The 20,706-nt window shown below is 64.4% G+C and carries 19 protein-coding genes; 10 read left to right on the plus strand and 9 right to left on the minus strand.

Annotated elements, in window-relative coordinates; translation table 11 throughout:
• Position 1: 1 nt before the first annotated feature.
• The 5 genes from rng to mreB all read right to left on the minus strand — a co-directional run bounded on the left by rng (position 2) and on the right by mreB (position 4,878).
• Positions 2 to 1,459, minus strand: coding sequence for a ribonuclease G (rng, locus tag AC0MAZ_RS24955; RefSeq protein ID WP_050704083.1), 1,458 nt, complete (start codon positions 1,457 to 1,459; stop codon positions 2 to 4).
• A 71-nt stretch (positions 1,460 to 1,530) separates the two neighbouring features.
• Positions 1,531 to 2,130 (minus strand): Maf family protein, encoded by a 600-nt coding sequence (locus AC0MAZ_RS24960; protein WP_028689642.1) that lies wholly within the window; start codon positions 2,128 to 2,130, stop codon positions 1,531 to 1,533.
• Positions 2,131 to 2,162: 32 nt separating this feature from the next.
• On the minus strand, positions 2,163 to 2,651 hold the full coding sequence (gene mreD, locus AC0MAZ_RS24965) for a rod shape-determining protein MreD (protein WP_028689641.1): 489 nt from the start codon (positions 2,649 to 2,651) through the stop codon (positions 2,163 to 2,165).
• A complete protein-coding gene (mreC, locus tag AC0MAZ_RS24970) occupies positions 2,651 to 3,619 on the minus strand; it encodes a rod shape-determining protein MreC (protein WP_475859559.1) in 969 nt (322 codons plus the stop codon). The genes mreD and mreC overlap by 1 nt, the downstream gene beginning before the upstream one ends.
• A gap of 221 nt (positions 3,620 to 3,840) precedes the next feature.
• Positions 3,841 to 4,878, minus strand: a complete 1,038-nt coding sequence (gene mreB / locus AC0MAZ_RS24975; protein WP_003255163.1) for a rod shape-determining protein MreB — start codon at positions 4,876 to 4,878, stop codon at positions 3,841 to 3,843.
• Positions 4,879 to 5,081: 203 nt separating this feature from the next.
• On the opposite strand from mreB, the gene gatC reads away from it, so the two are divergent.
• From gatC to AC0MAZ_RS25005, 6 genes are all read left to right on the plus strand, one after another.
• Positions 5,082 to 5,369 (plus strand): Asp-tRNA(Asn)/Glu-tRNA(Gln) amidotransferase subunit GatC, encoded by a 288-nt coding sequence (gene gatC / locus AC0MAZ_RS24980; protein WP_028689639.1) that lies wholly within the window; start codon positions 5,082 to 5,084, stop codon positions 5,367 to 5,369.
• Between the two features lie 15 nt (positions 5,370 to 5,384).
• The gene (gatA, locus tag AC0MAZ_RS24985) at positions 5,385 to 6,836 is read left to right on the plus strand and encodes an Asp-tRNA(Asn)/Glu-tRNA(Gln) amidotransferase subunit GatA (RefSeq protein ID WP_475859561.1); all 1,452 of its coding nucleotides are present in this window, start codon (positions 5,385 to 5,387) and stop codon (positions 6,834 to 6,836) included.
• 11 nt (positions 6,837 to 6,847) lie between these two features.
• A complete protein-coding gene (gatB, locus tag AC0MAZ_RS24990; RefSeq protein WP_050704079.1) occupies positions 6,848 to 8,293 on the plus strand; it encodes an Asp-tRNA(Asn)/Glu-tRNA(Gln) amidotransferase subunit GatB in 1,446 nt (481 codons plus the stop codon).
• Between the two features lie 113 nt (positions 8,294 to 8,406).
• Positions 8,407 to 8,781 (plus strand): septal ring lytic transglycosylase RlpA family protein, encoded by a 375-nt coding sequence (locus AC0MAZ_RS24995; RefSeq protein WP_052896239.1) that lies wholly within the window; start codon positions 8,407 to 8,409, stop codon positions 8,779 to 8,781.
• A 61-nt stretch (positions 8,782 to 8,842) separates the two neighbouring features.
• The gene (locus tag AC0MAZ_RS25000) at positions 8,843 to 9,886 is read left to right on the plus strand and encodes a calcium/sodium antiporter (protein WP_475861497.1); all 1,044 of its coding nucleotides are present in this window, start codon (positions 8,843 to 8,845) and stop codon (positions 9,884 to 9,886) included.
• A gap of 10 nt (positions 9,887 to 9,896) precedes the next feature.
• A complete protein-coding gene (locus tag AC0MAZ_RS25005; RefSeq protein ID WP_203650788.1) occupies positions 9,897 to 10,283 on the plus strand; it encodes a carboxymuconolactone decarboxylase family protein in 387 nt (128 codons plus the stop codon).
• Between the two features lie 1,117 nt (positions 10,284 to 11,400).
• Here AC0MAZ_RS25005 and AC0MAZ_RS25010 read toward each other — a convergent pair.
• Together AC0MAZ_RS25010 and AC0MAZ_RS25015 are read right to left on the minus strand one after the other, a co-directional pair.
• Positions 11,401 to 12,756, minus strand: coding sequence for an amino acid permease (locus AC0MAZ_RS25010; RefSeq protein WP_203650778.1), 1,356 nt, complete (start codon positions 12,754 to 12,756; stop codon positions 11,401 to 11,403).
• A 48-nt stretch (positions 12,757 to 12,804) separates the two neighbouring features.
• Positions 12,805 to 13,746 carry an AEC family transporter gene (locus AC0MAZ_RS25015; protein ID WP_203650776.1) on the minus strand — a complete coding sequence of 314 codons (942 nt, stop codon included), beginning with the start codon at positions 13,744 to 13,746 and terminating at the stop codon, positions 12,805 to 12,807.
• Between the two features lie 189 nt (positions 13,747 to 13,935).
• Here AC0MAZ_RS25015 and AC0MAZ_RS25020 point away from each other — a divergent pair, with 189 nt between their 5' ends.
• Together AC0MAZ_RS25020 and AC0MAZ_RS25025 are read left to right on the plus strand one after the other, a co-directional pair.
• Positions 13,936 to 15,570, plus strand: a complete 1,635-nt coding sequence (locus tag AC0MAZ_RS25020; protein ID WP_203650774.1) for a phospholipase — start codon at positions 13,936 to 13,938, stop codon at positions 15,568 to 15,570.
• 14 nt (positions 15,571 to 15,584) lie between these two features.
• Positions 15,585 to 15,773 (plus strand): hypothetical protein, encoded by a 189-nt coding sequence (locus AC0MAZ_RS25025; RefSeq protein ID WP_232857791.1) that lies wholly within the window; start codon positions 15,585 to 15,587, stop codon positions 15,771 to 15,773.
• Positions 15,774 to 15,935: 162 nt separating this feature from the next.
• Here the strand turns inward: AC0MAZ_RS25025 and AC0MAZ_RS25030 are convergent, their stop codons facing one another.
• Positions 15,936 to 16,496, minus strand: coding sequence for a response regulator transcription factor (locus AC0MAZ_RS25030; protein WP_023632665.1), 561 nt, complete (start codon positions 16,494 to 16,496; stop codon positions 15,936 to 15,938).
• Positions 16,493 to 17,752 carry an ATP-binding protein gene (locus tag AC0MAZ_RS25035; RefSeq protein WP_203650772.1) on the minus strand — a complete coding sequence of 420 codons (1,260 nt, stop codon included), beginning with the start codon at positions 17,750 to 17,752 and terminating at the stop codon, positions 16,493 to 16,495. Before AC0MAZ_RS25035 ends, AC0MAZ_RS25030 begins: the two co-directional genes overlap by 4 nt.
• 201 nt (positions 17,753 to 17,953) lie before the next feature.
• Here AC0MAZ_RS25035 and AC0MAZ_RS25040 point away from each other — a divergent pair, with 201 nt between their 5' ends.
• Complete coding sequence (locus tag AC0MAZ_RS25040; RefSeq protein ID WP_475859565.1) at positions 17,954 to 18,676, plus strand: SIMPL domain-containing protein; 723 nt, start codon at positions 17,954 to 17,956, stop codon at positions 18,674 to 18,676.
• A 311-nt stretch (positions 18,677 to 18,987) separates the two neighbouring features.
• Positions 18,988 to 20,613 carry an ABC transporter substrate-binding protein gene (locus AC0MAZ_RS25045; protein ID WP_050704070.1) on the plus strand — a complete coding sequence of 542 codons (1,626 nt, stop codon included), beginning with the start codon at positions 18,988 to 18,990 and terminating at the stop codon, positions 20,611 to 20,613.
• The last annotated feature ends 93 nt before the right edge of the window (positions 20,614 to 20,706 follow it).

The raw sequence follows: 20,706 nt of genomic DNA on the forward strand, positions 1-20,706 counted from the left end.
GTCAGAGCAGCACCACATCGTATTGTTCCTGGGAGTACATGGACTCCACCTGGAAGCGGATAGTTCGCCCGATGAACGTCTCCAGTTCGGCGACGTTGCCCGACTCTTCATCGAGCAGGCGGTCAACCACCTTCTGGTTGGCCAGCACCCGATAGCCCTCGGCCTGGTAGGCCCGGGCCTCGCGCAGGATCTCGCGGAAAATTTCGTAACAGATCGTCTCGGGGGTCTTCAGCTTGCCGCGCCCCTGGCACGCCGCGCAGGGTTCGCACAGTACCTGCTCAAGGCTTTCGCGGGTGCGCTTGCGGGTCATCTGCACCAGGCCCAGCTCGGTGATGCCGATGATGTTGGTCTTGGCATGGTCACGTTCGAGCTGCTTCTCCAGGGTCCGCAGGACCTGGCGCTGGTGCTCCTCGTCTTCCATGTCGATGAAGTCAATGATGATGATCCCGCCGATGTTGCGCAGGCGCAGTTGCCGGGCAATGGCGGTGGCGGCCTCGAGATTGGTCTTGAAGATGGTTTCCTCGAGGTTGCGATGGCCGACGAACGCCCCTGTATTGACATCGATGGTGGTCATCGCCTCGGCCGGGTCGACCACCAGGTAGCCGCCGGACTTGAGCGGCACCTTGCGCTCGAGGGCGCGCTGGATCTCGTCTTCCACGCCATACAGGTCGAAGATCGGCCGCTCGCCAGGGTAATGCTCCAGGCGATCGGCGATCTCCGGCATCAGCTCGGCAACGAACTGCGTGGTCTTCTGGAAGGTTTCCCGCGAGTCGATGCGGATCTTCTCGATCTTGGGGTTGACCAGGTCGCGCAAGGTGCGCAGGGCCAGGCCAAGGTCCTCGTAGATGACCACCGGCGCCCCGCAGGTCTTGATCTGCGAGCCGATCTGCTCCCACAGGCGGCGCAGGTAGCGAATGTCCTGAAGGATGTCCTCGGCACGGGCGCCCTCGGCGGCGGTGCGCAGGATGAATCCGCCGGCGTCCTTCATGTCTTCCTGGGCCATGCAGTCGGTGACCACCTGCTTGAGGCGCTCACGCTCGGCTTCTTCCTCGATCTTCAGGGAAATGCCGACATGGCTGCTGCGCGGCATGTACACCAGGTAGCGCGACGGAATCGACAGCTGGGTGGTCAGGCGCGCGCCCTTGCTGCCGATGGGGTCCTTGGTGACCTGCACCACCAGCGCCTGGCCTTCGTGCACCAGCGCGGTGATGTTCTCCACCGCCGAACCTTCGCGCTGGGAGATCTCCGAGGCGTGGATGAACGCCGCCCGCTCCAGGCCGATGTCGACGAATGCCGCCTGCATGCCCGGCAGGACCCGCACCACCTTGCCCTTGTAGATATTGCCGACGATGCCACGGCGTTGGGTGCGCTCAACGTGCACCTCCTGCAGGACGCCGTTCTCCACCACCGCCACGCGTGACTCCATCGGGGTGATGTTGATCAGGATCTCTTCACTCATGGCAGGCTCTCGTCAAAGGTCTCGGGTAATGATGGATCGCTGCGGGATGGCTGGCTAGGCTCTAAACGACCCTAGCGTGGTGTCGTATCCTCTTGCTGCTGCCAACAAGGGATGGCGAACTGCTCGAGCAGCTCGGCGGTCTCGCTCAGGGGCAGGCCGACCACGGCCGAGTAGCTGCCCTCGATAGCGCTGACGAACACCGCGCCCAGGCCCTGGATGGCATAGCCGCCGGCCTTGTCGACCGGTTCGCCGCTGTCCCAGTAGCGCAGCGCTTCCTCGAAAGAGATGGTGCGAAAACGCACGGTGGTGCTGACGCAACGGCTGATGCTGCGCTGGCCGTCGGTCAGCGCGACGGCGGTGAGCACCTGGTGCTCGCGCTTGGACAGGTCGCCAAGCATGGCCAGCGCCTGCTCGCGGTTCTCCGGTTTGCCGAGGATCTGGCCATCGAGCACCACGGTGGTGTCGGCGCCCAGTACCACTCCGGCGCCGTCGGTGTGGGCGAAGCCCGCCACGGCCTTGGCTTGTGCCAGACGTTCGACATAGGCCGCCGGGGCTTCGCCCGGCAGCGGGGTTTCATCGATGGGCGCGCTGACGACGGTGAACGGCACGCCGATCTGGGTCAGCAGTTCACGCCGGCGCGGCGAGCCGGAGGCCAGGTACAGCTGAGTCATGTGGACATCTCCCTGTCAGTGGCGGCGGGTCGTCAGTGAATGTGCAGGCGAACGCGCAGGCCGCGCAGGGCGAAGCTGACCCAGGGCCAGAGCAAGGCGCTGATCACCGCCGACCAGACCAGGGCCAGGGTCGGCAGGCGATTGCCGGTGAGCGCGCTGAGCCACAGCTGGATCAGCTGGGCGATGCCGAAGATCACCAGGATCACCAGGCTCTGCTGCCACATGGGGAACATGCGCAGGCGCTGCTGCAACGACAGCACCAGGAAGGTGATCAGGGTGAGAATCAGGGCATTCTGGCCAAGCAAGGTGCCGTACAGCACATCCTCGGCCAGGCCGAGCAGGAATGCCGTGGTCATGCCGACCTTGCCGGGCACGGCGAGGGTCCAGAAGGCCAGCAGCAGGGCCAGCCACATGGGCCGGAACACTTCCATGAACTGCGGCATGGGCGAGACGCTGAGCAACAGGCCGATGGCGAAGGTCAGCCAGATGGCCCAGCCGTTTCTGCTACGGGTACTGGCCATTATTGTCTCCGGGGTTGAGCGGGCGCGGCAGCCGGTTGGGCCGGCGCCGGGCTGGCCGTCGTTGGCGCAGCCGCGGGAGCTGTGCCAGGCGCGGGCTGCGCGGCATGGGCAGGCGCGGGCGTGGCCGCTGGCGGAGTGTGGCCGGCGCCCTGGCGGTCGGCCTCTTCCTGGGCGATCGCCGCCTCGGTGGCGCGCTCCTCCGGGGTGCGCCGGTCGCTGAACACCAGCAGCATGTAGCGGCTGCGGTTGAGCGCGGCGGTCGGAATGGCACGGACGATGGCGAACGGCTGGCCGGAGTCATGGATCACTTCATTGACTGTGGCTACCGGGTAACCGGCCGGGAAACGCTGGCCCATGCCGGAGCTGACCAGCAGGTCGCCTTCCTTGATGTCGGCGGTGTCGGCCACATGGCGCAGTTCGAGGCGCTCCGGGTTGCCGGTGCCGCTGGCGATGGCGCGCAGGCCGTTGCGGTTGACCTGCACCGGAATGCTGTGGGTGGTGTCGGTGAGCAGCAGCACCCGCGAGGTGTACGGCATCAGCTCGACCACCTGGCCCATCAGGCCACGGGCATCGAGTACCGGCTGGCCGAGGAACACGCCGTCGCGCTCGCCCTTGTTGATCAGGATGCGGTGGGTGAAGGGGTTGGGGTCGACACCGATCAGCTCGGCGACCTCGACCTTCTCGTTGACCAGCGCCGAGGAGTTGAGCAACTCGCGCAGGCGCACGTTCTGCTCGGTCAGGGCCGCCAGCTTCTGCAGGCGCCCCTGCAGCAGCAGGGCCTCGGTCTTGAGTTTCTCGTTCTCGGCGATCAGCTCGGTGCGGCTGCCGAACTGGCCGGCCACACCTTGCCACATGCGCTGCGGCAGGTCGGTGATCCAGTAGGATTCCATCAGCACCAGGCCCATCTGGCTGCGCACCGGCTTGAGCAGGTCGAAGCGCGAATCGACCACCATCAGCGCGACCGACATCACTACCAGCACGAGCAGGCGAACGCCCAGCGAGGGGCCCTTGGAGAAAAGCGGTTTAATGGGCCGTTCCTCGTGGACGACTCAGGAGGTCATGGGACATGGGGCAATGCACCGGCCTGCTGCGGGTTGACGGAAACGGCGCCCGGGCGGGCGCCAGCACAGCGCATACAGGTAGCACTGTGCGTGCCACCTGTAAACCTGAGGATGCTACTGCACAGCGATCACTCGCTGGAGAGCAGGTCCATGGCGTGCTTGTCCATCATCTCCAGCGCACGACCACCGCCGCGGGCGACACAGGTCAGCGGGTCTTCGGCGACGATCACCGGCAGACCGGTTTCCTGGGCCAGCAGCTTGTCGAGGTCGCGCAGCAGCGCGCCACCGCCGGTCAGCACCAGGCCGCGCTCGGCGATGTCCGAGGCCAGCTCGGGCGGCGACTGCTCCAGGGCGCTCTTGACCGCCTGGACGATGGTCGCCAGGGATTCCTGCAGCGCTTCGAGCACTTCGTTGGAGTTCAGGGTGAAGGCACGCGGCACGCCTTCGGCCAGGTTGCGGCCACGGACGTCGACTTCGCGCACTTCGCCGCCCGGGTAGGCGGTACCGATTTCCTGCTTGATGCGCTCGGCGGTGGACTCGCCGATCAGGCTGCCGTAGTTGCGGCGCACGTAGGTGACGATGGCTTCGTCGAAGCGGTCGCCGCCGACGCGAACGGACTCGGCGTAGACCACGCCGTTGAGCGAGATCAGGGCGATTTCAGTGGTACCGCCACCGATGTCGACGACCATCGAGCCGCGGGCTTCTTCAACCGGCAGGCCGGCACCGATGGCGGCGGCCATTGGTTCTTCGATCAGAAATACTTCGCGGGCACCGGCACCAAGGGCCGACTCACGGATGGCACGGCGCTCGACCTGGGTCGACTTGCACGGCACGCAGATCAGCACGCGAGGGCTGGGCTGCAGGAAGCTGTTTTCGTGCACCTTGTTGATGAAGTACTGCAACATTTTTTCACAAACGCTGAAGTCGGCGATCACGCCATCTTTCATCGGGCGAATGGCCGCGATGTTGCCAGGCGTACGGCCCAGCATGCGCTTGGCTTCGGTACCGACTGCGACGACGCTTTTCTGGTTGCCGTGGGTGCGGATGGCAACCACCGAGGGCTCATTCAGGACGATACCGCGCTCACGCACGTAAATAAGGGTGTTGGCAGTACCCAGGTCGATGGACAGATCGCTGGAAAACATGCCACGCAGTTTCTTGAACATGGGAAAGTGACCCTGGGGAAAGCGTGGGTAAAAAAGTGCGGCAAACTCTAACAATGGCAGGGATTTTGGGCAAGGAGCCAATATGTTAAATTGGCTGTTTTTCCGAGCATGCCTGCCGATGATCGCGGCCCTTTGACCGCCAGAATCCCAGCATGTTCCTCATTTGCGGACTCATTCCGTCTGTCGTTTTCCTGGAGATCCCCATGGCGCTTCAACGCTCCGACGTGGAAAAGATCGCCCATCTGGCCCGCCTGGGCCTGAATGAAGGCGAGTTGCCACGCACCACCGATGCCTTGAACAGTATTCTCGGGCTGGTCGACCAGATGCAAGCCGTCGACACCACCGGCGTGGAACCCCTCGCCCACCCGCTGGAAACCACCCAGCGCCTGCGTCCCGACCAGGTCACCGAAAGCAACCAGCGCGACCGCTACCAGGCCGTCGCTCCGTCGACCGAGAACGGTCTGTACCTGGTTCCGAAAGTCATCGATTAAGGGATAGCGCCTGCCATGCATCAACTCACTCTGGCCGAGATCGCCCGTGGCCTCGCCGACAAGTCGTTCTCCTCGCAAGAACTGACCGGCGCCCTGCTGTCGCGCATCAAGCAGCTCGACCCGCAGCTCAACAGCTTCATCACCGTCACCGAAACCCAGGCCCTGGAGCAGGCGCGCGCCGCCGACGCCCGTCGCGCCGCCGGCGAGACCGGCGCGCTGCTGGGCGCGCCGATCGCGCACAAGGACCTGTTCTGCACCAACGGCGTACGCACCAGCTGCGGCTCGAAGATGCTCGACAACTTCACCGCCCCGTATGACGCCACCGTGGTCGCCAAGCTAGCCGAGGCCGGCATGGTCAGCCTGGGCAAGACCAACATGGACGAGTTCGCCATGGGCTCGGCCAACGAGTCCAGCCACTACGGCGCGGTGAAGAACCCCTGGAACCTCGAGCACGTGCCGGGCGGCTCGTCCGGCGGTTCGGCCGCCGCCGTGGCCGCGCGCCTGCTGCCGGCCACCACCGGCACCGACACCGGCGGCTCGATCCGCCAGCCGGCGGCGCTGACCAACCTCACCGGCCTCAAGCCGACCTACGGCCGCGTGTCGCGCTGGGGCATGATCGCCTACGCCTCGAGCCTCGACCAGGGCGGCCCGCTGGCCCGCACTGCCGAGGACTGCGCCCTGCTGCTGCAAGGCATGGCCGGCTTCGACGCCAAGGACTCGACCTCGGTCGACGAGCCGGTGCCGGACTTCAGCGCCAACCTCAACGCCTCGCTGCAAGGCCTGCGCATCGGCCTGCCGAAGGAATACTTCGGCGCCGGCCTCGACCCGCGCATCGCCGACCTGGTCCAGGCCAGCGTCAAGGAGCTGGAAAAGCTCGGCGCGGTGGTCAAGGAAATCAGCCTGCCGAACATGCAGCACGCCATCCCGGCGTACTACGTGATCGCCCCGGCGGAGGCTTCCTCCAACCTGTCGCGTTTCGACGGCGTGCGCTTCGGCTACCGTTGCGAGGATCCCAAGGACCTCACCGACCTGTACAAGCGTTCCCGTGGCGAAGGCTTCGGTGCCGAAGTGCAGCGCCGCATCATGGTCGGCACCTACGCCCTGTCGGCCGGCTACTACGACGCCTACTACGTCAAGGCGCAGCAGATCCGCCGCCTGATCAAGAACGACTTCATGGCCGCCTTCGCAGAGGTCGACGTGATCATCGGCCCGACCACGCCGAACCCGGCCTGGAAGATCGGCGCCAAGGCCGGCGATCCGGTCGCCGAGTACCTTGAAGACCTGTACACCATCACCGCCAACCTGGCGGGCCTGCCAGGCCTGTCGATGCCGGCCGGCTTCGTCGACGGCCTGCCGGTGGGCGTGCAACTGCTGGCCCCGTACTTCCAGGAAGGCCGCCTGCTCAACATCGCGCACCGTTACCAGCAAGTCACCGACTGGCACACCCGCGCCCCCAACGGCTTCTGAGGAGTTCACACATGCAATGGGAAGTTGTGATCGGGCTGGAGATTCATACCCAGCTCGCCACCCAGTCGAAGATCTTCTCCGGCAGCGCCACCACCTTCGGCTCCGAGCCGAACACCCAGGCCAGCCTGGTCGACCTGGGCATGCCCGGCGTGCTGCCGGTGCTCAACCAGGAAGCCGTGCGCATGGCGTGCATGTTCGGCCTGGCGATCGATGCCGAAATCGGGCCGCGCAACGTATTCGCGCGCAAGAACTACTTTTACCCCGACCTGCCCAAGGGCTACCAGATCAGCCAGATGGACCTGCCGATCGTCGGCAAGGGCCACCTGGACATCGCCCTGGAAGACGGCACCATCAAGCGCATCGGCGTGACCCGCGCGCACCTTGAAGAGGATGCCGGCAAGAGCCTGCACGAAGACTTCAACGGCGCCACCGGCATCGACCTGAACCGCGCCGGCACGCCGCTGCTGGAGATCGTCTCCGAGCCGGACATGCGCAGCGCCAAAGAGGCGGTGGCCTACGTCAAGGCCATCCACGCCCTGGTGCGCTACCTGGGCATCTGCGACGGCAACATGGCCGAAGGTTCGCTGCGCTGCGACTGCAACGTCTCGATCCGGCCGAAGGGCCAGACCGAGTTCGGCACCCGCTGCGAGATCAAGAACGTCAACTCGTTCCGCTTCATCGAGCGGGCGATCAACAGCGAGATCCAGCGCCAGATCGACCTGATCGAGGACGGCGGCAAGGTGGTGCAGGAAACCCGCCTGTACGACCCGAACAAGGACGAGACCCGCTCCATGCGCAGCAAGGAGGAAGCCAACGACTACCGTTACTTCCCCGACCCCGACCTGCTGCCGGTGGTCATCGAACCGAGCTTCCTCGACAGCGTGCGCGCCGCCCTGCCAGAGCTGCCGCCGCAGAAGGTCGAGCGCTTCCAGAGCCAGTACGGCCTGTCGGCCTACGACGCCAACGTGCTGGCCTCCAGCCGCGAGCAGGCCGACTACTTCGAGCAGGTGGTGAAGATCGGCGGCGACGCCAAGCTGGCCGCCAACTGGGTCATGGTCGAGCTGGGCAGCCTGCTGAACAAGCTGGGTGTCGAGATCGACCAGTCGCCGGTCAGCGCCGAGCACCTCGGCGGCATGCTGCTGCGCATTCGCGACAACACCATCAGCGGCAAGATCGCCAAGACCGTGTTCGAGGCCATGGCCGCCGGTGAAGGCGATGCCGACGGCATCATCGAAAGCAAAGGTCTCAAGCAGGTCACCGACACCGGCGCGATCGACAAGATGCTCGACGAGATGCTCGCCGCCAACGCCGAACAGGTCGAACAGTACCGCGCCGCCGACGAGGCCAAGCGCGGCAAGATGTTCGGCTTCTTCGTCGGCCAGGCGATGAAGGCGTCCAAAGGCAAGGCCAACCCGGGGCAAGTGAACCAATTGCTCAAGGCCAAGCTCGAAGGGTGATCCCGATCGCGGGGCAAGCCCGCTCCTACAGGTTCACGCTGCACCTGTAGGAGCGGCCTTGTGCCGCGAAAGGACCGCGTAGCGGTCCCAGTGCCTGAATCGGAGCATTCGACTTGATCAAGCGTTCCCTCACCACCCTGACCCTCTTCTCCCTCCTGGCCGGCTGCGCCAGCCATGACATCGACCCGCGCGGCTACGACCAGACCGGCACCGCCTCCTACTACGGCGCCCGCCACCACGGCAAACGCACCGCCAGCGGCGAACCCTTCAACCAGCACGGCCTCACCGCCGCCCACCGCAGCCTGCCTTTCGGCAGCCGGGTACTGGTCACCAACCTGTCCAACCAGCGCAGCGTCGTGGTGCGCATCAACGACCGTGGCCCGCATACCCGTGGCCGACTGATCGACCTGTCACGGGCCGCCGCAGAAAAAATCGGCATGCTCCGTAGCGGAACCGCGCGAGTCCGGGTACAAGGTCTGAGCGATTGACCTGACTGGAGCCCTCGCCATTTTCGACCTGGCCACCCTCCCCGCCTTCAGCCTGCTGCAACTGGGCCTGGGCCTCATGCTGCTGATCATCGGCGCCGAACTGCTGGTGCGCGCCGCCCTGCGCCTGGCCGGCCGCCTGCATGTGCGCCCACTGATCATCGGCCTGAGCCTGGTGGCTTTCGGCAGTACCGCGCCACAGCTGACCGTGAGCCTGCAGGCCGCCTACCAGGGCGCGCCGGATGTGGCGGTGGGCAGTGTCGTGGGCAGCAATATCTTCAACGTGCTGGTGATCCTCGGCCTGGCGGCATTGATCATTCCGCTGCGCGTGTCGCGCCAGCTGGTGCGCCTGGACATCCCGCTGATGATCCTGGCCAGCGCCCTGGTGTACCTGCTCGCGCTCAACGGCCAACTCGGGCGCCTGGAAGGCGGCCTGCTGCTGCTTGGCCTGCTGGGCTACCTGGCCATGCTCTGGCATCAGTCGCGCCACTACGCCCGTACCTACCCCGCGCCGAGCACCACGCATACCAGCCCACTGCGGTTCTGGAGCAGGACAGTACTGCAGATTGTCGTGGGCCTGGGCCTCTTGAGCCTGGCCGGCCACCTGCTGCTAGAGGCCGTGGTCGAGGTGGCCACCGACCTGGGCCTGTCCGAGCGCATCATCGGACTGACCGTTGTTGCCGTGTGTACCTCGCTCCCGGAGCTTGCCGCCGCACTGATCGCGGCCCTGCGTGGTGAACGGGAGATCGCCGTGGGCACGGTGATCGGCAGCAACCTGTTCAACCTGCTGGCAGTGCTGGGGTTCACTGCAGTGATCACCCCCGATCCCTTGTCGATCTCACCCAACGCCCTGGACTTCGACCTGCCGGTGATGCTCGGCGTCGCCGCCCTGTGCCTGCCGGTGTTCTATTCCGGCTACCGGGTCACCCGCGCCGAAGGCCTGGTGTTCCTGTGCCTGTACCTGGCCTACGGCCTGCACGTGGTGGCCTTCACCACCGGGATGCCGCTGGCCGGACGCCTTGAGCGATTGATGCTGTTCTATGTGATGCCCGTGCTCGGGGTCGTGCTGCTGTACACCACGGCCCGCGCCTGGCGCCGCCAACACTAAGGAAAACAACATGGCTGACACGAAACAGACCGGCGAAAGCATTCGTCGCCAGGTGATGGGCGATGCCTTCGTCGATCGCGCCCTGGGCAACGCGACCGCGTTCACCCAACCGCTGCAGGACTTCGTCAACGAACATGCCTGGGGGAGTGTCTGGGCCCGTGACGGGCTGCCGCTGAAGACCCGCAGCCTGATCACCCTGGCCACCCTGACCGCGCTCAAGTGCCCGCAGGAGCTCAAGGGGCACGTACGCGGGGCGCTTAACAACGGTTGCAGCGTTGAGGAGATCCGCGAGGCGCTGCTGCATTGCGCGGTGTATGCCGGGGTGCCGGCGGCGATCGATGCGTTTCGGGCGGCGCAGGAAGTCATTGATAGTTATCAGGCGAGTTCTAGCGATTAAGGGCGGGTGCCCTGGCCTCGGGACTGTTACCTTTGTGAGTGAACTTTTGTGTAACCCATGTGGGTGATCCAAATATTGGTTGCTCTGTGCTTTTCGCGGGCAAGCCCGCCCCCACTGGGATGTATATGACCCTGTGGGAGCGGGCTTGCCCGCGAAGGCGACCTTGAGATCACACAGTTGCAACTAGCGACAGCTGCGCCAGCCCAGGCGCCGCCCGTACCTTCGCGACTTCAGGAGGCCGAACGCAGGCCTTAAGATTACCCCCCAAGCCTGCTAGCGACAGCTGCGCAAGCCCAGGCGCCGCCCGTACTTTCGCGACTTCAGGAGGCCGAACGCAGGCCTTGCGGAGGGAGGTGACGGGCATGGATGCCCGTCAAGCGCTGCGCCCCAGGATGGGGCGTTCAGCGCGGCCCTCCCGGGAGCAAGGCCGGAGTGAGGGGACCCCGGAGCGAAGCGTAGGGGCCGGATGAATGGAGCGCAGCGTTTTTTGGTTACTTTTTGTCGCGTTTGACAAAAAGTGACTCGCCGTAATGGCGAAAAGGTGACTATGCGTCGATATCGTAAATGAATGCGCTTACAACTGTAGAAACCCACGCCGATCGCATTTGACTTTGACTTTGACTTTTAAATAGTCTGTTTTGAAAGTTATAGGCGCATTCATTTGCGATGGTGACGCATAGTCACCTTTTCGCCCTTACGGCGAGTTCCTTTTTGAAGGATCAAAAAGGAACCAAAAAATCCTCGCTCCATTCATCCGGCCCCTACGCTTCGCTCCGGGGTTCCCTCGCTCCGTTCTTGCTCCCGGGAGGACCGCGCTGAACGCCCCATCCTGGGGCGCAGCGCTTGACGGGCATCCATGCCCGTCACCTCCCTCCGCAAGAACTCCGCTCGGCCTCCTGAAGTCGCAATTGGCGTCGCCTGAACTATTGCGCACTTAGAAGCAACAGCAAGATCAAGATCAATAGATGCGAAGTTGGAGATTAGACAGCTGGCAATATATTGACTGCCTGCGATGACAACCGAGAGATTGAAAACAGACTTGAATGACCATAATACGCCATCCAAGCCTGCTCGGTTTCAGGACGCCATGAACATCCCGAAACCGAACTGGATCAAATCAGGCCTGCCTCGCCTTCTTGATCCGGAACGCCACCCACAACACAGCAATCCACGCCGGAATCAACATCACCGAAATGCGAATCGGCGGGGTCAGGTACATCACCACCAGGATCAGCACGATGAACGCCAGGCACAGGTAGTTGGTCAGCGGATGCCCCAGGCTACGGTAGAACGGCTGAATCCCGGCCGCCAGCTTGGCCTTGCGGAACTTCAGGTGGGTAATACTGATACTCGCCCAGTTGATCACCAACGCCGACACCGCCAGGGCCATGAGCAGGCCGAAGGCTTCGCCCGGCATCAGGTAGTTGATCAGCACGCACAGGCCGGTAGCGAAGGCCGATACGCCCAGTGCGGTGAGCGGCACGCCACGACGGCTGACCTTGAGCAGCTGGCGCGGCGCGTCACCCTGCGTGGCCAGACCGAACAGCATGCGGCTGTTGGCGTATACACAGCTGTTGTAGACCGACAGCGCGGCGGTCAGCACCACAATGTTGAGGATCGTCGCCACCAGGTCGCTGTCCAGCTCGTGGAAGATCATCACGAACGGGCTGCCGCCCTGCACCACCTTCTGCCACGGATACAGCGACAGCAGTACGGCCAGCGCGCCGATGTAGAAGATCAGGATGCGATAGACCACCTGGTTGGTGGCCTTCGGGATGCTCTCACGCGGGTTGGCCGCCTCGGCGGCGGTGATGCCCACCAGCTCCAGGCCGCCGAACGAGAACATGATCACCGCCAGGGCCATGATCAGCCCGGTGACGCCATTGGGGAAGAAGCCACCGTATTGCCACAGGTTGGCGACGCTGGCATCCGGTCCGCCATGGCCACTGGTGAGCAGCCAGGCGCCGAAACCGATCATGCTGACGATCGCCACCACCTTGACCAGGGCGAACCAGAACTCCATTTCGCCGTACACCTTCACCTGGGTCAGGTTGATGGCGTTGATCGCCACGAAGAAGATCGCCGCCGTGGCCCAGGTGGGGAAATCCGGCCACCAGTACTGCACGTAGATGCCCACTGCGGTGAGCTCGGCCATGCCGACCAGCACGTACACCACCCAGTAGTTCCAGCCCGAGACGAAACCGGCGAACTCGCTCCAGTACTGGTGCGCGAAGTGGCTGAAGCTGCCGGCGACCGGCTCCTCGACCACCATCTCGCCCAGCTGGCGCATGATCAGGAAGGCCATCAGGCCAGCGACGGCGTAGCCCAGCAGCACCGACGGGCCGGCTAGCTGGATGGTCTGGGCGATGCCCAGGAACAGCCCGGTGCCGATGGCTCCGCCCAGCGCGATCAGCTGGATATGGCGATTCTTCAGCCCGCGCTGCAAGCGCTCGGGCGTGCTCTGGTCTTGCATGAAGTGTCCTTTAGGTGAGGCAGTGTTATTGGTTTTGCTTGCAATCGACTAGATCCATCCACCCCATTGCAAGAAGAAAATCCCGATGTTCGTGGTGACGGCGGCCATCAGCGTGGTGATCACGATGATCGACGCCGCCAGTTCATGGTTGCCGTTGGCCTCCCGCGCCATCACATAACTGGCCGCCGCGGTGGGGCTGCCGATGTAGAGGAACAGGATGCCAAGCTCCGCACCGCGAAAACCGCACAACCAGGCGCCCAGCGTTCCCAGCACCGGCAGCCAGACCATCTTCACCAGGCTGACGTCGAAGGCCAGCCGGCCACTGTCGCGCAACGCCGCCAGTGACAGGGTGCCGCCGATGCAGATCAGCGCCAGCGGCAGGGTCATCTGCGCCAGGTAATCCCCCGAAGTCAGCAGCCAGTTGGGCAACGGCACCTGACCATAGGCCATGGGCGTGGCCAGCAGCACGCTGATGATCAACGGGTTGCTGAGGATGCTCTTGCAGATGCTCCACGGGTCGGACTTCAGGTCCGGGCTGTACACCGCCAGGACCACCGCCGACAGCGAGTTGTACATGAGGATCACCAACCCGGCCAGCACCGCGCCGAGGGATATACCGTAGTCGCCATACAGGCTGGCCGCCAGTGCCAGGCCGATCACGCCGTTGTTGCCGCGAAACGCGCCTTGCGTGTAGACGCCCCGGTCCGCCCGCGGGCAGCGCCAGATCGCCAGGCCCCAGGCCAGGCCGAAACACGCCAGCGTCGCGACCACGAAGTAGAGGATCACCCCGGGCTTCACCGCCGCCGCCAGGTCGGCGTGGTAGATGCCGAGGAACAGCAGCGCCGGCATGCACACGTTGAACACCAGCTTCGAGGCGACCCGGTTGAAGTTGTCGTCGATCAAGCGGATGCGCTTGAGCAGCACGCCCATGAACAGCATGGCAAACACAGGGGCCGTGATGTTCAGTGTCTGGATAAGAAGGGCAAGCATGCAACGTGTTCCCGGGAAATGCCGTCAAGGGCGCAATCATACGTGAGTGCCGGGGAGTTGCGCCCGCCACAGCCGCCAGATACCCGCACAAAGAGATCTTGACGTAGGATTTTTCCTGAATATAGTAAGGATTACTGTATATATGTACAGTAAAAAAATGGATTATCCGGACATTGCAAGGAGCAAATCATGTCAGGAATGCACACTCTGCCTGCGGCCGCGAAGGCCCAGGCAACACTGGTGGTCGCCGACCTCGAGCAACTGTTCGAGGAGCAGGGCGTCGCCCTGCCCGGCACCGACAGCCATCTGATGCTGGTCATGCATGGCCACCACACCGTCAAGTACCACCGCCTTGCGCCGCCACCGGCTCGTGGCCCATCCGCACGGCGCGGGCCGGAGCTGTTCTTTGAAGGCGGCGAACACACTGCCATCGGCGACAACACCCTGCTGCGCTTTGAAGCGGGTCAACCGGGTATCCCCGCCCACCAGTCGCCGCTGCCGTTGCCCAACGGCCTGAGCCTGACCTATGGCCAGGTGATCGCCCTGGGCGGCGATTTCTACGGTTTGCCCGAGCGCCCGATCGCCGATGGCGCCAACGACGCCGAGCGGATCGAACGCTTTACCCAAGCCTTCGACTCCCTAGCGCGCCTGCCGGCGGCCAAGGCGGAAGCGGCACAGATCCTCGCGGTCATGCAGGAAGAAATCGGCGCCGCCAACCAGGCCATAAAGGAAGGCCGCCAGCCCCACGAGGCCTATGACGCGCTGGGTGACAGCCTGTCGGCACGCTGGAACCGCATCACCGGTGGCGGCAGCTTCGCCTCCGACCTGTTCCCCCTGGGCCGATACCTGAAACTGGCCGCCAGCAACTGGGACCACTTCGGCCCCTGGGCGCTGGCGGCCTACCAGGCCGGCCACGCCGCCGCCCTGCAGCAGGCGCTGAAAGCCCGCGCCAGCGGCGAGGAGCGCGACCTGCAACTGGCCTATGCGATGAACGCCTTCGCCGACCACTTCCTCACCGACCTGTTCTCCGCCGGCCACCTGCGGGTGCCGCGCAAGGCCCTGGCCGATACCGTCACGCCGAGTGACGTCGGCTCGCTGATCTCGCGCTTCATGCACGACGAGGACAGCAAGTACGGCCTGGCCGTGCGCAATGCCGAAGGCGAGCAATGGCGCGCCTACGGCGACAAGCGCTACTTCGACAGCGTCGATGTGGCCAACCGTCGCCAGGTGGGCCGCGCCGTGCAACGTTCGGCCGACGAGGTGTTCCAGACCTTCGCCGAAGGCCGCGCGCCAGCGGCGAAGGACTTCGCGGCGCTGCGCCTGGCGCCCGACCTGCGGGCCGCCGAGCAGGACCTGGTACCCGGCAACTTCGCCCCGCTGTACGTCCAGGACGGCAAGGCCGTGCTGCGACGCAAGGACGTCAACGACCTCAACGACCGCAACCGCATCGGCGACTGGTGGGGCTGGAGCACCTACCTGCTGCTCAAGGACTACAAGCCGAACAAGCCCACCGGTTTCATCGATGCCCCGGCCACCTCGCCAGCGATCACCGGCTGGGAGCGCCGCGAGCCCGATGGCCTGAACTGGCAGCGCGGCAACGCGGTGCGCTACGCCTTCAGCGTCACCGACCAGCTCAACGAGTCGTACATCGGCCCGTGGAGCGCCTATGTCGAGTTGACCGACCAGTTCCACCCGAGCGTGCAAGTGCCGGCGGACGGCAAGCAGCGCGGGCGCAACCTGTTCCGCCAGTTCCGCGGCGGTTCACCGGAACTGATCGCCAGCCTGGACGGCAAGACCACGCTCTATATCGATCGCAACGCGTGACAAGGAGGTCACCGATGAATATCAAGGTCAAACTGGAACTGGCTTCGGGCCAGTCGATGGAAGGCATGCCGCTGGAGTTGCTGCGTGCCGGCAAGGTGATTGGCCGGGCGAAAGTGCCGGCAGGGGGACAGGTGGCGTTCGAGGCGCCATCGGGGGCAGGACAGCTGGCGGTGCGGGTTGATCGTTCGGGGGTGAAAGCCTGATACAAGGCCGGGCCTCTCATCAGATCATGCGCAATCCCTGTAGGAGCGGCCTTGTGCCGCGAAAGGGCCGCAAGGCGGCCCCGGCGGTTTCAGCGTTCCACCGAGATAGGGGCTGCTGCGCAGCCCTTTCGCGGCACAAGGCCGCTCCTACAGGAATATGCGTCAGCGCCGAACCGGGCGCTTCTGCAACTTGCGCTGCAGCGTGCGCCGGTGCATCCCCAGCGCCCGCGCCGTAGCGGAGATGTTGCCTTCGTGCTCACCCAGCACCCGCTGGATGTGCTCCCACTGCAGGCGATCCACCGACATCGGGTTTTCCGGCACCAGGGTGTCCAGGTCGGTGTGCTCCGAGAGCAGCGCCGCCAGCACATCGTCGGCGTCCGCCGGCTTGCACAGGTAATTGCAAGCCCCGCGCTTGACCGCCTCGACCGCCGTGGCGATGCTCGAGTAACCGGTCAGGATCACCACGCGCATCTCCGGGTCCAGCTCCAGCAGCTTGGGCAACAGCACCAGGCCCGAGTCGCCTTCCATCTTCAGGTCCAGCGTGGCGTAGTCGGGCAAGTCCTGCTCGGCCAGTTTCAAGCCTTCCTCGGCGGAACCCGCGGTGCTCACACGGAACCCACGACGCGACATAGCCCGGGCCATCACCCGGGTGAAGGTGGCGTCGTCATCCACCAGCAGCAGGTGCGGCAGTTCTTCGCCTTCGACCTGGTTTTCTTCGCTCATCTTGCATCTCCTCGCTTGCCATGGGGCAGGCGCAATTCGGTCAGGGTGCCACCCTGCTCATGACTATAGAGTTTCACCGAACCGCCCGCACGCGTCACGCTGGCCTTGCTCAAGAACAGGCCCAGGCCGAAGCCTTTGCCCTTGGTGGTAATGAAGGGTTTGCCGATCGCCTCGGCGATGGCCGGCGGCACGCCGGGGCCGTGGTCGCGGATGCTGATGACGATGTCGTGGGCATCCCAGTCCAGGCGCACTTCCAGGTCATCCGGGCAGGCATCGGCGGCATTGTTCAACAGGTTCAGCAGGGCCTGGGTCAGGTCAGGCGGCGGTGTCAGCCGCGGCACCACGCCGTCGCGCAGGCGCTGGAAGCGGTAGCTGGCCTCGGGGCGCATCAGGTGCCAGCGGTTGAGCGCCTCGTCGAGCCAGGCGGTGACGTCCTGCTCGACGATCGCCAGCCGTCGGTTGGCCTCGGCGGCGCGCACCAGTTGCTGCAAGGTTTCCTTGCACAGCTTGACCTGGTCCTGAAGGATCTGCAGGTCCTCCTGCAACAGGGGGTCGGCGTGATCCTGGCGCATCTCGTTGAGCAGCACGCTCATGGTCGCCAGCGGTGTGCCCAGTTCATGGGCAGCGCCGGCTGCCTGGGTGGCCACTGCCAGCAACTGCTCGTCGCGCAGGCTCTCTTCGCGACGCTCGGCGCGCAGGTTTTCCTGCCGACGCAGCTCCTCGGCCATGCGCGCGGCGAAGAAGGTGATCACCCCGGCGGCCAGGGCGATACTCAGCCACATGCCGTAGACCTGCATGGTGTCACGCGCCAGCGGCAGCGTCTCCAGAGGATAGTACTGCACCAGCAGCAGGCTGTAGGCCACCAGCGCAATGCCCGAGAGCACCAGCGAGTAGAGCCACGGCAGCGTGACCGCGGCGATCGCCAGCGGTACCAGGTAATAAGAGACGAAGGGGTTGGTCGATCCACCCGAGTAATAAAGCAGGGCGCTGTGGATCAACAGGTCGCAGGCCAGCTGCAGGGCGTACTCGAGTTCGGTGACCGGCAGCGACAGGCGCAGGCGCAGGGCGGTGAACGCACACAGCAACGATGACAGGGCCAGCGTCACCGCCAGCGAGAACCACGGCAGCGGCAGCAGTTCGGTCCAGTAGGCAACGCCCACGGAGCCGGCCTGGGCCGCCAGCACGAGAATGCGGATGAAGGTCAGGCGCCAGAGGTTCTGGCGTGTAGCGGACAACGGTTGTGCGACGGCGAGCATGAGCTCTCCCAATGAGTGCTCCAGGAAAATCGGCTGGAGTATACCGAAGCCGGGCGCCTCGCTGCAGCGATGCGGCAAAGCGCCACAGTTTGTCACAGACTCATGATGGCATTTTTGAACCCACTACACTGTTGCCGGTCTGATCGGCCATGCGTGGAACGGATGTCCTCATCCACGCCTTACCTTGCCAAGGAGCTCCACATGCACATTTCCCGTCGCGGCGCCGCCGCCGTTGCCCTGTCCTGCGGCATGCTCGCCGGTCTGCCGGCCCTGGCCGCCGATGAGCCTCGCTACAACCAGGTGTCGCTGCGCGCCGAAGTCAGCAAGGAAGTGGCGCGCGACCTGATGGTCGTGACGCTGTACAGCGAAGCCCAGAACAGCGACCCGGGCAAGCTCGCCAAGGAGATCACCGAGACCATGAACAAGGCCGTGCAGCAGGCCCGTCAGGTCAAGGACGTGAAGATCAGCCAGGGCAGCCGCAACAGCTACCCGATCTACGACACCAAGGGCCAGAAGATCACCGGCTGGCGCGAGCGCGCCGAGCTGCGCCTGGAAGGCGCCGACTTCCCGGCCCTGTCCAAGCTCACCGGCGAGCTGCTGCAAGACCTGAAAATGGGCGGCATGGACTTCTCCATCGCCCCGACCACGCGCAAGTCCAATGAGGACGAGCTGCTCAAGGACGCCGTCGCCGCCTTCAAGGCCCGCGCCCAGCTGGCCACCGAGGCCCTGGGCGGCAAAGGCTACAAGGTGGTCAGCCTGAACCTCAACAGCAGCGGCTACCCACGTCCGTACCTGCGCAGCGCACCGATGGCGATGATGGCCAAGGGCGCCGCCGACGAGGCCGCGCCAGCGCCGGATATCGAGGCGGGCACCAGCGAAGTCAGCATGAGTGCCGATGGCCTGATCGAAGTCCAGGTCCCCTGACCCCTCCAACTGGATGTCCGAGTCGCGTAAAGCGTCTCGGACAGCAGTTTCAGACCTTTCCTACGCACCAAACGGGTGCATCTGATTGCCTCATAAAGTGCGAAATATCTTGAAATTTTCGCCCTTTTCTCCCGCGCAAACGATCAACATTCGCCAAAGTTATATGGATGCGACATCCATGTACGTCCGTACCACAAAATTGGCGCCAACCATCCCGCTGAGTGTTGCATTGGGAACACCCCCTGCATAAGTATCCGCAGGTCGGCTCACGAGGCCGCCTCAATTCGAAAAATGACAACAATGAGGCCACCATGCTCAAACACGCAGTCATTCCGTTCCTGGTAGGTGCAGGCTTGCTAGCCGGCGCACCGTTCGCCCACGCCGCGACCAACCTGGTGTTCTGCTCCGAAGGCAGCCCGGCCGGTTTCGACCCTGGCCAGTACACCACCGGGACCGACTTTGACGCCTCCGCCGAAACCATGTTCAACCGCCTGACCCAGTTCGAGCGCGGCGGTACCAAGGTCATTCCGGGCCTGGCCACCCAGTGGGAGGTTTCCGATGACGGCAAGACCTACACCTTCCACCTGCGCGAAGGCGTGAAGTTCCATACCACCGAGTACTTCAAGCCGACCCGTGCGTTCAACGCCGACGACGTGCTGTTCACCTTCAACCGCATGCTCGACAAGGACCACCCCTTCCGCAAGGCCTACCCCACCGAGTTCCCGTACTTCACCGACATGGGCATGGACAAGAACATCGCCAAGCTCGAGAAAGTCGATGAGCACACCGTGAAGTTCACCCTCAACGACGTCGACGCCGCGTTCATCCAGAACCTGGCCATGAGCTTCGCCTCGATCCAGTCCGCCGAGTACGCCGACCAGTTGCTCAAGCAAGGCAAGGCCGCCGATATCAACCAGAAGCCGATCGGCACCGGCCCGTTCGTGTTCAGCAAGTACCAGAAGGACGCGCAGATCCGCTACAAGGGCAACAAGGACTACTGGAAGCCCGAGGACGTCAAGATCGACAACCTGATCTTCGCCATCAGCACCGACGCCTCGGTGCGCATGCAGAAGCTCAAGAAGAACGAATGCCAGGTCACCCTGTTCCCGCGCCCGGCCGACATCAAGCCGCTGCAGGAAGACAAGAAGCTGCAGATGCCTGAACAGGCCGGCTTCAACCTCGGCTACATCGCCTACAACGTGATGGACAAGGTCAAGGGCAGCAACGACGCCAACCCGCTGTCGCAACTCAAGGTGCGCGAAGCGCTGGACATGGCCGTCAACAAGCAGCAGATCATCGAGTCGGTGTACCAGGGCGCCGGCCAGCTGGCGGTCAACGCCATGCCGCCGACCCAATGGTCCTACGACACCACCATCAAGGACGCCAAGTACGATCCTGAGAAAGCCAAGCAGCTGCTCAAGGAAGCCGGCGTCAAGGAGGGCACCGAGATCACCCTGTGGGCCATGCCGGTGCAGCGCCCCTACAACCCCAACGCCAAGCTGATGGCCGAAATGCTCCAGTCCGACTGGGCCAAGGTCGGCATCAAGGCCAAGATCGTCAGCTACGAATGGGGCGAGTACATCAAGCGTTCCAAGGGCGGCGAGCAAGGCGCCATGCTGATCGGCTGGAGCGGCGACAACGGTGACCCGGACAACTGGCTCGGCACCCTGTACAGCTGCGACGCCATGAGCGGCAACAACTTCTCCAAGTGGTGCTTCAAGCCCTACGACGACCTGATCAAGCAGGCCAAGGCCACCCCCGACCAGGCCAAGCGCACCGAGCTGTACAAGCAGGCGCAACACATCCTCAAGGAGCAGGTGCCGATCACCCCGATCGCCCACTCCACCGTGTATCAGCCAATGAGCACGTCCGTGAAGGACTTCAAGATCAGCCCCTTCGGCCTGAACTCCTTCTACGGGGTCAGCGTGAGCAAGTAACGGCCGTGATCGTCCCGCCGGGCTTGCCGGCGGGACGATGACACGAACGGGCGATACGTAGGGCAATTCCCTCACGCTCGCCGGAACGCTCCC

The sequence above is a fragment of the Pseudomonas sp. A genome, from assembly GCF_056270345.1.